The 15,343-nt window shown below is 61.0% G+C and carries 12 protein-coding genes; 5 read left to right on the top strand and 7 right to left on the bottom strand.

Annotation, left to right across the window (positions count from 1 at the left end; genetic code table 11):
* Position 1: 1 nt before the first annotated feature.
* Positions 2-2,179 (bottom strand): molybdopterin-dependent oxidoreductase, encoded by a 2,178-nt coding sequence (locus VFI82_03195; protein HET7183662.1) that lies wholly within the window; start codon positions 2,177-2,179, stop codon positions 2-4.
* Positions 2,180-2,233: 54 nt separating this feature from the next.
* Positions 2,234-2,569 (bottom strand): cytochrome c, encoded by a 336-nt coding sequence (locus VFI82_03190; GenBank protein ID HET7183661.1) that lies wholly within the window; start codon positions 2,567-2,569, stop codon positions 2,234-2,236.
* A gap of 267 nt (positions 2,570-2,836) precedes the next feature.
* On the opposite strand from VFI82_03190, the gene VFI82_03185 reads away from it, so the two are divergent.
* The 4 genes from VFI82_03185 to VFI82_03170 all read left to right on the top strand — a co-directional run bounded on the left by VFI82_03185 (position 2,837) and on the right by VFI82_03170 (position 7,454).
* Entirely contained in the window at positions 2,837-4,663 is a 1,827-nt protein-coding gene (locus VFI82_03185) for a DUF3373 family protein (GenBank protein HET7183660.1), read from the top strand.
* A 313-nt stretch (positions 4,664-4,976) separates the two neighbouring features.
* Positions 4,977-6,272, top strand: a complete 1,296-nt coding sequence (locus VFI82_03180) for a cyclopropane-fatty-acyl-phospholipid synthase family protein (GenBank protein HET7183659.1) — start codon at positions 4,977-4,979, stop codon at positions 6,270-6,272.
* A gap of 130 nt (positions 6,273-6,402) precedes the next feature.
* Positions 6,403-6,747: a hypothetical protein gene (locus VFI82_03175; GenBank protein HET7183658.1), complete on the top strand. Its 345-nt coding sequence runs from the start codon at positions 6,403-6,405 to the stop codon at positions 6,745-6,747.
* A 221-nt stretch (positions 6,748-6,968) separates the two neighbouring features.
* Positions 6,969-7,454, top strand: a complete 486-nt coding sequence (locus tag VFI82_03170; GenBank protein ID HET7183657.1) for a DinB family protein — start codon at positions 6,969-6,971, stop codon at positions 7,452-7,454.
* A 77-nt stretch (positions 7,455-7,531) separates the two neighbouring features.
* Here VFI82_03170 and VFI82_03165 read toward each other — a convergent pair whose 3' ends face one another.
* Both VFI82_03165 and VFI82_03160 read right to left on the bottom strand, forming a co-directional pair.
* Positions 7,532-7,969: an FKBP-type peptidyl-prolyl cis-trans isomerase gene (locus VFI82_03165; protein HET7183656.1), complete on the bottom strand. Its 438-nt coding sequence runs from the start codon at positions 7,967-7,969 to the stop codon at positions 7,532-7,534.
* Positions 7,970-8,039: 70 nt separating this feature from the next.
* Complete coding sequence (locus VFI82_03160) at positions 8,040-8,432, bottom strand: DUF2846 domain-containing protein (GenBank protein ID HET7183655.1); 393 nt, start codon at positions 8,430-8,432, stop codon at positions 8,040-8,042.
* 152 nt (positions 8,433-8,584) lie between these two features.
* Between VFI82_03160 and VFI82_03155 the strand changes: the two genes are divergently transcribed.
* The gene (locus tag VFI82_03155; protein ID HET7183654.1) at positions 8,585-11,719 is read left to right on the top strand and encodes a glycoside hydrolase; all 3,135 of its coding nucleotides are present in this window, start codon (positions 8,585-8,587) and stop codon (positions 11,717-11,719) included.
* 43 nt (positions 11,720-11,762) lie between these two features.
* Here the strand turns inward: VFI82_03155 and VFI82_03150 are convergent, their stop codons facing one another.
* The 3 genes from VFI82_03150 to VFI82_03140 all read right to left on the bottom strand — a co-directional run bounded on the left by VFI82_03150 (position 11,763) and on the right by VFI82_03140 (position 15,339).
* Positions 11,763-13,499 carry a hypothetical protein gene (locus VFI82_03150; protein HET7183653.1) on the bottom strand — a complete coding sequence of 579 codons (1,737 nt, stop codon included), beginning with the start codon at positions 13,497-13,499 and terminating at the stop codon, positions 11,763-11,765.
* A gap of 46 nt (positions 13,500-13,545) precedes the next feature.
* The gene (locus tag VFI82_03145; GenBank protein HET7183652.1) at positions 13,546-13,896 is read right to left on the bottom strand and encodes a PPOX class F420-dependent oxidoreductase; all 351 of its coding nucleotides are present in this window, start codon (positions 13,894-13,896) and stop codon (positions 13,546-13,548) included.
* Positions 13,897-14,082: 186 nt separating this feature from the next.
* Positions 14,083-15,339: an ABC transporter permease gene (locus VFI82_03140; GenBank protein ID HET7183651.1), complete on the bottom strand. Its 1,257-nt coding sequence runs from the start codon at positions 15,337-15,339 to the stop codon at positions 14,083-14,085.
* Positions 15,340-15,343: the final 4 nt, after the last annotated feature.

The following is a 15,343-nucleotide window of genomic DNA, read 5'->3' as shown; positions in this document are numbered from 1 at the left end:
CCTATGCCTTTCTGACCTTCACAAAGGTCTCGTGGAAAGCGCCTCCGCCGGACACTTTGTCCCACGCGGTTTCGATGATCTCTGCATCCGACGCATTGCGACCCGCGGCCAGGCGCTGCCACTGCGATCGCTTCCCGTACCCGTGCATGGTGAACACGCAATCGGGACGAATCTCCTGTGTGACCCTGGCCTTCAACCGCAAAGAGCCCACGGAACTGGCGACCTCAACCATCTGCCCGTCGTCGATCCCGGCTTGCCTCGCCGCTCGCGGATGCATCCACAACACGTTCTCCGGCGCGAACGTGTTCAGCCACGGGTTGTTGGTAGTGTTTGCCTGGGTAAAGTACGCGCGTCGACCCAGGATCAGGCGGAAGGTGCCGGTTGGCGGTTGCATCGGCGTGTGATAAACGGGCAGCGGATCGTAACCCGCCTCCTGCAACCGCTCGGAGTAAAGCTCGATCTTCCCGGACTTGGTCACGAAGCGGTGATCTGGATTCAGGGTGGCGCCGTATTTCGCTCCATCCGGCGGCGACCACACGCCATGGTGCTTCAGGTACTCCAACGGCGTGTCCAGCGGCAGACCTTTCGCTTGCGCATCCACCCATTTGTCGATGGTGTAATCGAAGTACTGTGACAGTCCTAGCCGCTTGGCGAGTCCCTGCACGATTTCCAATGTCGATTTCGTGTCGTGCAAAGGCTTGATGACAGGAGGCCGGTAGACAACCACCGGCACGATTCCGGGCAGCACTTCAATCGGATCCTGGCGTTCCAAATAGCTGGATTCGGGAAAAACAACGTCCGCGTACCAGGCGGTGTCGCTCATCTGTACGTCGATGACGCCAAGGAAGTCCATCTGCTCGATCATGCGCACGGTCTTCGCCTGCTCCGGCAACGCGTTCATTGGATCTTGCTTGTGCACCATCCACGCCTTTACCGGGTAGGGAACACCGGCCAGGACGTTCTCGCGCATTTTCAAATACGCTCCATCGCCCTTGGCAGCTAACGGAAAATTCTTATCCATTTCATCCACGCGCGGCGCTGTCGGATCGTCCCAAGGGAGGAAGAGCAACTCGCCGAGGGCGATTTTGGCGTTTGGAACCATCCCACCCTGACGGTCCCAGTTCCCCACAATCGCATTGAGGATGGCTTGCGCCCGGCGGAACTGGAAGTCTTCGCGGTACCACGACGAGCGGCGTCCGGCATAATACACAGCGCGGGGGGCGGCATCGGCAAACTCGCGCGCCACGCGCCGGATGTCATTGGCGTGAATTTCGGTTTCGATTTCCGCCCACTCCGGTGTGTGGGATTTGACGTGTTCGGCCAGTTGATCGAAGCCGGACGTGTAGTTCGCTACAAACTCTTTGTTGTAACGCTGCTCGCCGATGATGACGTTCAACATGGCCAGCACGAAAGCGAGATCGGTGCCGGGTTTGATGGGGAACCACTCGTCTGCCTTCGAGGCAGTGACGGTGAAACGCGGATCAAGGTAGATAAGGCGGGCCTTGCGTTCCGTCGTGGACCCGATCAGGTCCACCGTGTCCGGCATGATGAAAGACTCCAACCGGTTCGCGCCCGACATGATGATGTAGCGAGCGTTGGCGAGATCAAAAGATGGCACCGTGCCGAAGGTGAGCGAGTAGGCCAGGTTCACCGAGGCGAGGCAGAGCGTGGGATGGCGCTCCACGTTGGGCGAACCGAAGGCCAGTCCCAGGCTCTTGAAGAAAGTCTCGGCGAAGCTCTCCGTCGAAGACCACATGCTTCCCTGGGGACCGTACTGCTCCTTGACCTTGGCCAGCTTGCCGGCGGCGAAATCGAAAGCTTCCTCCCAACTCGCCGTCCTCCACTTGCCTTCGCCGCGAGCGCCGGCGCGGATGAGCGGCTTCTTCAGCCTCGCCGGATCATAGACCTGCTGCAGCCCGGCATTGCCGCGGGCGCAGACCATGCCGCGCGAGCGCGGGCTCTCCGGGTTGGGATTGAGCTTGCTGATTTTTCCGTTTTCCACCACCGCGATGATGGAACACTTGTTGACGCACATCTCGCACGTGGTGGGAATATCCTGGCGCGCCGCAGCCGCCACCGGCTGCTTCTTCAGGAAGGGCTGGACGCATGACACCGATGACGCCAGTGCCGCGCCCGCCGCCCCTCCCGCCGCGAAAGTCAAGAATCGTCGGCGGTCCATAGTTCCTCGCCTGATGCGCCCGCCCGCATGCCGGACCGGCGCTGGTGGAGGCGGCTAGTCCTTGCCGCAGGTTTCCGGCTGCAGCGAATCCGCGGCGTGGTTGGTCAAGAATGCTTCCACGTCGCGCAGCTGCTCCTCGGACATGTACTTGGTCAGCGGCTCTTTGCCGTGCGCGTGCTTGCCGGATTGAAAGTACGTCGTCCACTGCGACATCTTCTTGTTCAGCGGCGTGATCTCGCCTCCGGCAGCTCCCTTGGTGTGGCAGGTCTTGCAATTCTGCTTGAAGTAGTACTTGCCCTTGGTGTCGCTGCCCTTGCTGGCGGCCGATACGGCCACCGCGAGAGCCAGGATGAGTGCAAGCATGAGGATGGTCGGCCTGCTGCGTTGCATGTTTTCTTCTCCTGCACAGTTGCGATATTTCGCAACTGTTTGAACAGAGTCTGGACGCGAAGCCCGAAAACGTCTGTGACGCGCCTCACGTTGTCGCGTGAGTTTCGCAACTTCTCAGTTTCGATATTTCGCAACACAGCAATCCGTGACCGGCATCACAGCCACGGCAACCGAACCGGCGCAACATTCCGTTCCAGGAGAGGCCGACCACCCTCCTTCACGGAAGCTTCGTAGGTGCTCGAAATTCATCGCGGAGAGGAAATCATCATGCGCAGGCTCATACTGGCAGTCCTGGTACTGTTGATCACGACGGGGCTGTGGGCGCAATCGCCGCCCCCCAAGGCGGACGACACGACACAGCTTCGCCAGGAAGTGGACCAACTCAAGAAGACGATTACGGCCCTGGAGCAGCGTCTGTCGGCGCAGGAGAAATCCTCGCAGCAGCCGCAATCCTCGGCCAAGGATACGGTTTCTGTTCCCGAGCTCCAGGCCAACGTCAAGGACATTGACGAACGCGTTCGCGAGACGGAAAAGAAGTCCTATGCCGACCGGCTGAATTGGAGCGGGGACTACCGCTTCGAGGCACACTCCATCCGCGGCAATGTGCCCTCTTACTATGACGGCATGAACCTTCAGAACCTGGTGGTGCGCACGTTGTGGGCGACGGCGCCTACTGCCCAAGGCGGGCTCGGCATGCCCTTTGATCCGGCCATGCTGCAAGCCATGACTCCGGCGCAATTCAAGGGCTTCCTGGATGGCCAGGTTGCCACCAACTACGGCTCCTATCAATACTTCAGCAACAATCTGACCTTCAACCAACTGAAGTCGTCGATGGGACAGTTCCCGGCGGCCATGCAACAGCAGTTGATGGGGTACCTGATGCAGGCTCCCGGGGTTTACACCCCCGGCTACAAGGATGACACCGACGCCCTGTTCACCAATCGTCTGCGGTTGCGCTTCAACGCCAAGGTCTCGGATAACGTCAGCGTGGATGCGCGGCTCAGTATGTACAAGGTATTCGGCGACTCCACCGGCGTTCAGATGTTCAATGGCCAGCCCAACACGCTGGCAATTGACGGCGCCACAGCTGGCGTGCCTTCCGGCGACATGGTTCGGGTCGAGCGTGCGTACTTCAACTGGACCAATATCGGCGGTTCCAACCTGTATTTCTCGATCGGGCGCCGCCCCTCCACCGGGGGCCCGCCGCTTAATTTCCGGCAAGACGAACCACGCGGCGGAACCCCTGCCGGCGCCTTGTTCGACTATCAATACGACGGCATGACATTGGGCTACCATCTCACCCCGAAAACTACGCTCCGGGCGTGCTATGGCGTTGGCTATTCCTCCGGTTTCGGCAATGGGAACCTGCTCAAAACGCCGGCCGACCGCCTCAAGAGCGTTCACCTCATGGGCGTCATGAGCGACCTGTATGAAAGCGACAGCGCTTTTGTCCAGGTGCTGGCGGCACATGCCTGGAATGTGACCGACGGTTTCAACGGCGAGATCGTCCTCCCGAACAACCCGGTTACGGGTGAGGCAATCGGGGCGCCGGTAATCATGCGTTACACGCCATCGGCGAACTTGGGCGGCATCAACCTGTTCGGGATTGTCGCGCAAAAAAAGTTCGGCCCAGTGGATATGTTTGTGAGCGGCAACTGGGACAGCCTGCGCCCCAATGGCACCACTACGCCCTTCGGCGGCCTGGGCAGCAATCCCTTTGATGTTCCCACCAACAAAGAGGGGCACATGTTCTACGTGGGACTGCGTTACAGCTTCCCGCAAAACGACGGTAAAACGAAAATCGGCTTCGAGTTCAACCAGGGGTCCAAGTATTGGTTCAACTTTGCCAATGCGGAGGACGACATCATCGCCCCCAAGACCCAAACCCGCGGCGAAGTTTACGAAACGTACCTGACGCACCGCATCAGCGAACGTTTCATCTTCAAGGCCGCTTTTCAGCGCTACAACTACACCTGGTCCGGCTCTGGGTGGCATATCGGCGCTCCCCAGCGGCTCGATTCCACGCCGCTGCTCGGATTCCCGACCTACAAGGACGCCAGCATGGTCACCCTCGGTCTGACGACGCGTTTCTAGCCCGCCTGTTTGGGGGTTCCTGGGCAGAAAAAGGGCTGGCTTCGGCCAGCCCTCTCTGCATCTCTCTGTACAATATTTTGGCTGAGCAACGGCCGACTCTGGCGAGGCGCAGTGACCAACCCTGAGTCGCTGGCGTCGTAAGTTTCTCTGGACCCCGGCGCAGCAGGAAACCGAATACTGGAATGTCAGCATCTCCCTTAGTTAGTATTGGCTTGCGTTTTCATACCACCCTCCGAAGGGAGCCTCTGCGGTCTTATATGCTTCAGAAGTGACGGTAATTTTGGCGGTGCAAGCCGTCTGACGGAGGAACGATATGGGCCGATCCGTACAGACCCTCCCCGAAATGCCGGTGGCCCGGCTTGGCATTCGGTTCCTGGAAATGTTGTTGCAGGATTGTCAGAGCGCTAACTTTCAGGTGCGCTGGTGGGACGGCAGCACCTGGGGCAGCGACAAGCAGCCGCGTTTCACACTCGTGATCAATCATCCGGCAGCGCTGCGCGCGATGTTGCTGGCGCCGAGCGAACTCAGCCTGGGAGAGGCGTATATCCATGGCGACCTCGACATTGAGGGTGATGTCGAATCAGCCATGGAACTGCGCGACTACCTGATCCAGCAACGGGTCAGCGCACACAAGAAATGGCTGCTTACTAACCTGCTCCGGTTGCTGCCCGCGAGCACTCTGCCCAAGCGTCCTCCGGCAAATTTGTCCGGTTCGATTCACTCCAAGGATCGGGACCGCCAGGCAATTGGCTATCACTACGATTATCCGCCTGAGTTCTACGCCTTATGGCTGGACCGGCACATGGTGTACTCGTGCGCCTATTTTGCGGAGGGGAAGGAAGACCTGGATACCGCGCAAACGCGCAAATTGGACCTGATCTGCAGGAAGCTGCGGCTGCGCCGCGGCGACCGTTTTCTTGACATCGGTTGCGGTTGGGGCGGATTGGTGATGCACGCCGCCGCTCATTATGGTGTCCACAGCGTCGGCATCACGATCAGCGTGCCGCAAGCGGAGCGGGCGCGGCAAAGCATACGCGAATCAGGTCTTGAAAGCCGATGCCGGGTGGAGGTTTGCGACTATCGCGACGTTGCGCCGGAGCAGCCATACGACAAGATTGCCAGCGTCGGCATGTTTGAGCATGTCGGGCGGGCGCTTCTGCCGGAGTATTTCCGCCGCGCCGCGGAATTGTTGATGCCGGGCGGCCTATTCCTCAACCACGGGATTGCAACCTCGGCCACCTATCAGAGAATCGGCCCCTCATTCGCGGACCGGTATGTCTTCCCCGACGGCGAACTGCTCCCCATCCATGACACTCTTCGGGCGGCGGAAACCAGCGGCTTTGAGGTTAGAGATGTGGAGAGTCTGCGGGAGCACTACGCGCTCACGCTGCGCCACTGGGTACGGAACCTGGAGAACCATGCCGAAGAAGCGCGCCGGATTACCGATGAGACCACCTATCGAGTGTGGCGGATCTACATGTGCGCTGCCGCCCACCGCTTCCAGAAAGGCCATCTGAACGTGTATCAAACGCTGCTTTCGAAGTGTGCGGGTGGTCACAGCGGCCTGCCGTTGACGCGTGAGTACCTGCTTCCGTCGGATGCTGGCTAAGTCCTTTTGATTCGCTGCCGTCGCGAGCTGCGGGCAGTAAATTCCCTCGCCGGCCACATCCAACCATGAACACGCCCGCAGACACTTCGGGTGTCGAACTCGCCTTCTAGGCGGCGTGGAGGAGGGATTGATGCGTCGGAAGCTTCTGTATCTGGGTTCCATCTGCCTGCTGTTTTCTCTTACCGCGCCAGTTGCCATTGCGAGGCCGCAGGACCGGGATGACGAGCGCCGTGAACGGCGCGACGACGACAAACACAAGGGCCAGCGCTACTACGACCGCGAGCATCGCGATTACCACAACTGGGACGCGCGGGAGGACCGGGCGTACCGCAACTACTTCAACGAAAATCACCGGCCCTACCGTGCCTACTCCAAGCTGAAACGCAAAGAGCAGCAGGAGTACTGGAACTGGCGTCACAACCATCCTGATGACGATCGCGATCGCGACCGCGACCGCGATCATGACAGGCACTGACGCTTCGCTTTTTCCGATTGCGCAGCTCGCGTGAGGGGGACCTTGCGCGAGCTTGCTTTTCTTGTGGCCCGCTCCCGATATACTGGCGGCAAAGCCGCGACTCGCGATGCCGCTGATCGTTTGTAAAATGTATCGAGTCGGTGGCCCTGTTTTGAAGCCCGGAGCGCTGCCGGATTATCCAATCCCTTCAGTAACGGTTGAGAATTAGAGGAGAACCGACCATGAATCCGTACGCTTCGTTCTTAGCAGACAAGGAAGCAGTCGAGGTGATCACGGGAACACCAACGCGGCTGGAGGCGCTGGCCAACTTGCTGGGGCGGGAGCGGATCGATATTTCCCCGGCGCCTGGAAAATGGAGCGCGCGCGAGATTTTCTGTCACCTGGCGGATTGCGAGCTGGTGTTTGCGTTCCGGCTGCGGCAGACGCTGGCGGAAGACCATCATGTCATCCAGCCGTTCGACCAGGACAAGTGGGCGCGGGTGTATGCCGGTTACGATGCGCACGCCGCCCTGGCAGTATTTTCGGCGGTGCGCAACTGGAACCTGCAGTTGATCCAGCAGGCCGGCAAGGCGGCGCTGTCGAAGAAGAACACTCATCCCGAACGGGGCGAGGGAAGCTTCGGCGAGATCATCGAAACCATGGCCGGCCACGACCTGAACCACGTTAAGCAGGTTGAAGCAATCACGAAGAAGGTGGCCGCGGCATAAGCAAAGTGGCTAGTGGTAAGTGGGTCAGAGAAAAAGCCGCCCATCGGGGGCGGCTTCATCACTGTAGCGAAACTTCGCTATTTTCCCGTGCCGAGCAGTTCGACGTCGAAGATGAGCGTCGCGTTCGGCGGAATCACGCCTCCAGCGCCGCGGCTGCCGTAACCGAGTTCCGGGGGAATACGCAACTGGCGTTTGCCTCCGACCTTCATTCCGGCAACGCCCTCGTCCCATCCCTTGATCACCTGGCCTGCGCCGAGCGCGAACTCAAATGGCTGACCGCGATCGACGGAGCTGTCGAATTTCTTGCCGCTGGTCAGCCAGCCGGTGTAGTGGACCTTGACCTTGTCGCCGCTCTTGGCGACCGCGCCGGTCCCTTCCTTGATGTCCCAGTATTCCAGGCCGTCGGCGGTCTTGTGGGCTTTGCCTTCGACCTTGGTGGGCCCGGCGGAATTTTGCGCGAAGGCGGAGGCGAGCAGAAACGCGAGCGACAACGTTCCAATTGCGAGCTTCAGCATGAGGCTTCTTCTCCTGTACGACAAACTATCAAATTATCACCGGATGGTGAGGTTGGCCAAGCGGCCGGGGTCATTGCGCGGCGCCTGCCCTGCAGACTCCGGGGTGAACTTTCGCCGGCTCCAGGGGCGACATGAGAACGATCTGCTGCCTGCCCTGCACGCCTGGAACCAACTCCAGTTCGCCGGGCTCATTGATGCGGATGAAGTACTGCTCACCGGGCTTGACGTCGATCTCGACGCGGTTTTTCTCTTTGCTCGAAGTGAACGTGTGCTTGCCTGCGCTCACATTCAAGGTAACGTACTTGCCGCCCTGCATCTCGGCGATCTGCTGATTGTCACAGAAGGCCGCCGGTTTCCATCCACGCCGATGATCGGAGAGCCGGTAGATGGTGATGGTGCCGACATCCTCCGCCAGGACAGCGCACGCCAATAGCAGAACCGCCACGACCATGGCTCGCTTCATGAAAACCACCTCACCTTTCTGCAAAGTGCCGGATGGTATCACCGGCAAAGCTGATGTCAAGGCGAAGCGTGCACCGAGACGCCATCGGCCAGGATCACCGCCTCCGGCGCGAGTACAATCGTCGGTTGCCGATTGGCTCGCGAGGAGAATGGATGAAACGTTTGCGCTGGTTGCTCGTGCTGCTTGGTCTGGCTTCGCCCCTGGTTGCCCAGCAGGTCAGTCCGTCGCTGTACCAGGACATGCGCTGGAGATTGATTGGCCCGTTTCGCGGCGGGCGGACCGTCGCCGTGACTGGAGTTCCCGGCAAGCAGAACGTCTTCTACATGGCGGCCAACAATGGCGGCGCGTGGAAGAGCACCGACTTCGCGCGCACGTGGCAGCCCATATTCGACGGGCAGCCGAGCGGTTCGATCGGCGCCTTGGCGGTAGCGCCGTCCAATCCTGACATCATTTATATCGGCAGCGGCGAGGGACTGCAGCGCCCTGACCTCTCCACCGGCGACGGAATCTACAAATCGACCGACGGCGGCAAGACCTGGCAACATCTCGGATTGCGCGACGGCAGGCAGATCCCGGTGGTCCTGGTCGATCCCCGCGATCCCAACCGCGTGTTCGCCGCCGTCCTCGGTCATCCCTATGGGCCGAACCAGGAGCGCGGCGTCTTTCGCTCCACCGACGGCGGGAATAGCTGGCAGAAGATTCTTTACAAGGATGAGAACACGGGCGCGGTCGACCTTGCCTTCGATCCCAAGAACACGCAAACGCTCTACGCCGTACTGTGGTCCGGACGCAGGCCACCGTGGACGACCGGCGGAACCATGCTGGGTCCGGGCAGCGGGATATTCAAATCCACCGACGGCGGCAATACCTGGCAGCCGCTGACCAAGGGCCTGCCGACGTCGGCGGAAGGCTTGGGGAGGATCGGGCTGGGAATCTCGCCCAATCATCCAAGCCGCATTTACGCCACGGTGCAGGCGAACGCGGAGCACGGCGGAATTTACCGCTCCGACGATGCCGGCCAGACCTGGAACCGCGTCAACAACGAGAATCGTGTCTATGGCCGCGCCGACGACTTTGCCGAGGTAAAGGTCGATCCCAGAAATCCGGACGTCGTGTACTCCGCCAACACCTCGACCTATCGCTCCACCGACGGCGGATACACATTTACCGCGATCAAGGGCGCGCCGGGCGGCGATGACTATCACCGCATTTGGATCAATCCCGAAAATCCCGACATCATCCTAATGGGCAGTGACCAGGGCGCGACGCTCAGCGTCAACGGCGGCGCAACCTGGAGCACTTGGTATAACCAGCCGACGGCGCAGTTCTATCACGTGATCACCGACGACCGCTTTCCCTACTGGGTGTACGGCGCCCAGCAGGAGAGCGGCTCCGTTGGCACGGCGAGCCGCAGCGATTACGGCGAAATTACCTTTCGTGACTGGCACACGGTCGGGGTAGAGGAGTACGGCTACGTCGCGCCCGATCCCCTGAACCCCAACCTTATCTACGGCGGAAAAGCGTCGCGGTACGACCTGGTGACAACCCAGGCGCAGGAAATCTCGCCGGTGGTTCTGCGAACCGGGAAATATCGCTTCAACCGGACGGCCCCGCTGATTTTCTCCCCGGTGGACAAGCGCGCGTTGTATCTCGGTTCCAACGTGCTGTTCAAGACGACCGACGGAGGCCAGAGCTGGCAGATCATCAGCCCCGACTTGACCCGCGACCATCCCGGCGTGCCGCCCAACCTCGGCAACTTCGCGGCCAAGGAGAAGACGGAACATCGTGGCGTGATCTACAGCATCGGGCCTTCGTTCAAGGATGCAAACCTGCTTTGGGTGGGGAGCGATGATGGCCTGATCCACGTCACACGTGACGGTGGCAAGACCTGGCAAAACGTTACGCCTCCGGAGCTGACGCCGTGGAGCAAGGTGGCGCAGATCGAGGCCGGACACTTCGACGACAACACCTGTTACGCCGCCGTGAACCGCTTCCGTCTCGACGACATGCATCCCTACATTTACCGCACCCACGATGGTGGCGAGACGTGGCAAAAAATCACCACCGGATTGCCCGACTCGCCGGTCAACACCGTGCGTGAAGATCCGGAGCGCAAGGGCCTGTTGTTTGCCGGCACCGAAACCGGCATCTGGATTTCATGGGACGACGGCGATCACTGGCAGTCGTTGCAGCTGAACCTGCCGGCAACGTCGATGCGCGACCTGGTGGTGCATGGCGACGATGTGGTGGTGGGCACTCACGGGCGCTCGTTCTGGATTTTGGATGACGTTACGCCGCTGCGCCAGATATCGGCCGAGGCTGCACAGGCGCCGGCGCACCTGTTCCGGCCGCAGGTCGCATATCGCATGCGGCGCAGCACCAACACCGACACGCCGCTGCCGCCAGAGGAGCCCGCCGGGCAAAATCCCCCCGACGGTGCGGTCATCGATTACCTGCTGAAAGCGGAGAGTGGGCCGGTGGCGCTGGAGATTTACGATTCCTCGGTCAAGCTGGTGCGCCGCTATGCCAGTACCGATCCGCCCGAGGAGATAGATCCCAGGAAGTTGAACGTACCTGCATCCTGGGCGCGGTCGCCGCGAGTGCCGCCCACATCGGCGGGCATGCATCGCTGGGTTTGGGACCTGCATTATCCTTCGCCGGCAGTGATGAAAAAGGACCTGCCGATTTCGGCGATTCCGCACGACACGCCGTTTGCGCCGCAAGGGCCGAGGGCGCTGCCGGGCGAATACACGGTAAAGCTCATTGCGGGTGGTCGGACTTTGTCGCAGAAGTTCACGGTCAAAATGGACCCGCGCGTCACCACGCCCGCGGCTGGCCTGGCGCGGCAATTCGAAACGGAGATGAAAATCGCCGCAGCGCTGCGGCAGGATTACGACGCGCTACAGCAGGTGCGCTCGGTTCGCGCGCAGTTGAAAAACCTGCTGATGCCGGCCAAGTCTCTTCCCGGCCCGGTTGCCGAGGGCATTAACGATCTGGAGAAATCGTTGGCTTCGCTGGAAGGTAAAGAGGGCGAGTTCGGCTCACGCGCTGACTCCAGCAGCCTGGCAGGGCTGAACAGCAGCCTGGCGACGGTGTACGAGCACGTGGATAGCGCGGACGCGCAGCCCACTTCGCAGGCGGTCGCGACGGTCGGGGATTTGCAGCGGGCGTTGTCTCCGCTGCTTGATAAATGGGAGCAGATCAAGACGCGTGATGTGCCGGCGCTTAACGAGAAACTGCGGTCGGCAAACTTGGCGCCTGTACAGATTTCCGGCGGCGCTAAGTAAGCGGGAGCGAGTGCGCGAAACAGCAGGATATAGCCGCCACCGCTCAGCGCAGCGCCGTGGCCCTGAAATCCGCGTCCGGCCACTGCTGCACGACCGTCCATCCTGATGGCGATTTCCAGATAACCGACCCCCGGTTCCATTTGCCACCGGGAGCAATCACCGCGATCGCGGTTCCGACGGCTGGTGGATGACCCGCGGACAAGGCCGCTGCCGCGCGGCGCGCATTGTTGTCGCCGGCGCGGACGTCCGATGCGGTGACAGGGGTCAGCAGGGTTTGTCGCCAGGTTGCGTAGGGCGCCCATTGATCGCTGGTCAGGACGACCGCGTCGGGCGGCGTGTGCTGCTGAATCCAGGTGTAGGCAAGCCAGCGATCGGGGTCGCGATCTGCGACAAAATTGTCGCGCCACATCGGGATGTTGGTGAGCGACAGCAGCAAGCCGAGCGCGAATGCCGTGCCTGGCGCCACTCGGTAACGCTTTGCCAGGCGGTACATGGCGTAACCGGCAAACACGCTCAGCAAGTACACCAGGTCGGTGAGGAAGCGCGAAGGCTCCAGCGCCGTGCGCTCCTCTCCCCAGCGGTGCAACGAGTAAGTTTGATAGATGGGGCCGCATAGCAGGTACGCAGCAAACAGCGCGACGGACATCGCCAGCAGCATGCCGGTGCGCCTCTCCGTATCGCGCCGGCACGCCAACACAACGCCGCAGCTTGCGAAGGCCAGGAAGATCACACCCATGCCGGCAATCAGCAACAGGAACGAGTGCGCGCTTTGGAAGCGGAGCGCATCGGTTTCTCCGATCTGGCGCAGCTTGACGACTTCCGGCAACAGAAACGCGGAAGCCAACCCGACGCTGCCCACCCCTCCCATGACAAGCGCGCGCAACTTGGCTCGTTGCCCGGGATCGGCGCCGGCGGGCGAAAGCAGTAGATGCCCGGCAGCAACGCCCATCGTGATGGCCGCCACCAGGGTCACTTGATGGTGCGTCAGGAATACGGCGGCCAGGAAGACGGCGATGGCAGCGGCGCAACGGAGATCGCACGTTGACTCGGCAAGGATGGCGATGGCAGCGATCAGAAACACCATGCCCAGTTCGTTGGGCAGCCCGCCCCAGGCGTAATAGCCGATGCTGCCGAGGAAAGCCCACATGCCATACGCCAGCGCGGCATACAAGGCGATCTCGGAGGAGCGGAAAACCCGCCGCGCCAGGCCGTACACCTGGGCGGTCGTGATTACGCCCAGCGCGGGGATCAGCAACTGGTAAACGCGGTGCAGCGAGATCGAGGTCAGGCGCGAGAGAACGACGACGAGGAGATGACTTCCCAAAGGGTAGTTCAGCGAAATGCTCTCAAACGGCGTGAGGTCGTAAATGAGCTTGTCGGCGAGCAGCATCTTCTTCGCCAGCAGAAGATGGAGACTGGGATCAAAACCGGGAGGAATAGCCTGAAAAAAAGTGGGCAAGAACCGTGAGACCGCAACGATCGCCAGCAGTAATGCCAGCCAATACCACGTGCGATCTGGCGCAGGCGGTTGCCGCCGCGACGAACGAACCCGGGCGAGCAGCAGGCTCACCGCGAGTACGCCCATCCACAGCGGCCAGAATAAGGACAGGCGGACCAGCGAAACGTAAAACGCAACCAGCACCGCGAGCGCGAGCCCCGCAGTGGCGCCCCAGGTGAGGAGATCTGCTAAGTCATGTTCGGGGAATACGGCACGCCAGATGAAAATGCCAGGTATGGAGAGCAACGCAAGGCCGGCCACGAGGGCTGCGATGTCCAGCATGAAGCGGGAGTAACTGCCGACTCTATATCACAGTTGACGGGGTGCGTCACCGGGCCAACAGTTCCAGGTAGGTACTGTCCTTGCTCCAAATCCATGGAATCCGCGCCAGCCAGTACTTGCGGCGGATCGCCTCCCGCCCCGCCGCCTGGTCGCTGGCGATGCGGGCAGTGGCGGGAACGTAAGGGCCGAGAGGGTGGCCGCGCATAGTGGAGGGAGCGATCTCGACGCTCGCATTGTTGCGAATTCGCTTCAGCTTTCCGGCTTTGCGATTGCTGAAGATGTAGATTCTGCCGCCACCCTCGGCGAACCAAACGGGGGTGTGCACGCCCACCCCGGTTTTGCGGAACGTGACCAGGTCGATGTACTTGTGCCCGCGCAGCTGGGGGAAGGCGTCCATGCGGAAATTTTATCAGCCGACCTTTCACGTTTCGCGTGTCGCGTCGGTCGGGAAGGGAAGACCCGAAAAGAACATTTCTGCCTGCCAGAACCCGGTTTCCGAACGCTCGTGGAGTTGTTTCCGATGTCCAGGAAGATTGCGGGCACGATTGCGTGCGCGATTTTCGAACTCCGCGGGTTAGCGGCTTTATTCGTAGCGCAGAGCTTCCACTGGCTCCATCCTGGCGGCCTTGAGTGCCGGCCAGAATCCTGAAGCCACTCCCACAGCAGCTAGGATTAAGAATGACGCGGTCAACACGACCGGCGAAGTTCTTAAGAAAATGTCACCCTCGTGGTTGGCCATCTTGAACTGCTCCGCGTAAAGCGGCATCGGCGGGACGGAGTGAGCGATGGTGGTTGCCAGCAGCATGCCGAGCGCGCCGCCGATGAACGTGATCACCAGCGCTTCGACCAGAAACTGCCCGAGGATATCCGACTTGCGGGCGCCCACCGCCTTGCGCAATCCGATTTCGCGGGTTCGCTCGGTCACCGAGACCAGCATGATATTCATCACGCCCACGCCGCCGACGCCGAGCGTAAGCGCGCCAATCAGTCCCAGCACGATTTGCAGCGCGATGGAGAACTGCGCCAGCTCCTCCGCATCTTCCACCGTGTCCCAGTCCGCTGTCGCCTTTTCGTCTTTGGGATCGAAGTGGTGCCGCCGCGCCAGCACCGCGCGCACCGCTTCCCTCGCCTTGACGTGCAACGCCGGATTGATGGGCGCGTACACGATCATCCCCGGGTCGCGAATGTCCATCACGTCGCGATAGGTCTCAAATGGCAGGAACACGTTCTGATTGTCGGGACCGTTATTGGAAGAATCCTGGATCTTCATCTGCAGCAGGCCGATGATCTGGAAATCCTGGCCGCGGACGGTCACATACTGCCCGACCGGGTTCAGGCCGCCAAAGATTCGTTTCGCGGCGAGCGGCCCAAAGATGCAGACGCGTCGGTGCTCGATGAAATCCCCCTCCTCGAAGTAGCGGCCTTCCTCCACGTTCAACTTCCGAATTTGTCCGTAGGGGAACTGCACCGCTTTGCTGGAGATCGTGATCACCTTGTTACCGTACTTGAAGGGCAGGTTGTTGTCGTCCTCGGCGCTGACGCCTTTCAGGATGGGAACCTCGTCCCGGATGGCCTGGATATCTTCGTACTTGTAATGAATGCGTTTGCCGGCGCGTTCGCCGCCCGCCTGCATGCTGGTCTGCCCGGCCCAGGAGAGAATCACGTTGTTCCCGATGCCAAGAAAGGCATTGAGCACGCTCTCGCCGACGCCCTGCCCGTAGCCGAGCAGCAGCACCACGGTCACCAGTCCCCAGGTAATGCCGAGCATGGTCAGGGTGCTGCGCAGGCGGTTGCGCGCCAGCGACTGCCAACTCTCGACGATGATTTCCTTCAGCCACATGATC

This window comes from Terriglobales bacterium (assembly GCA_035691485.1).
GTDB lineage: Bacteria > Acidobacteriota > Terriglobia > Terriglobales > Acidobacteriaceae > JAIQGF01.
This window is presented reverse-complemented; position numbering and strand designations above follow the sequence as displayed.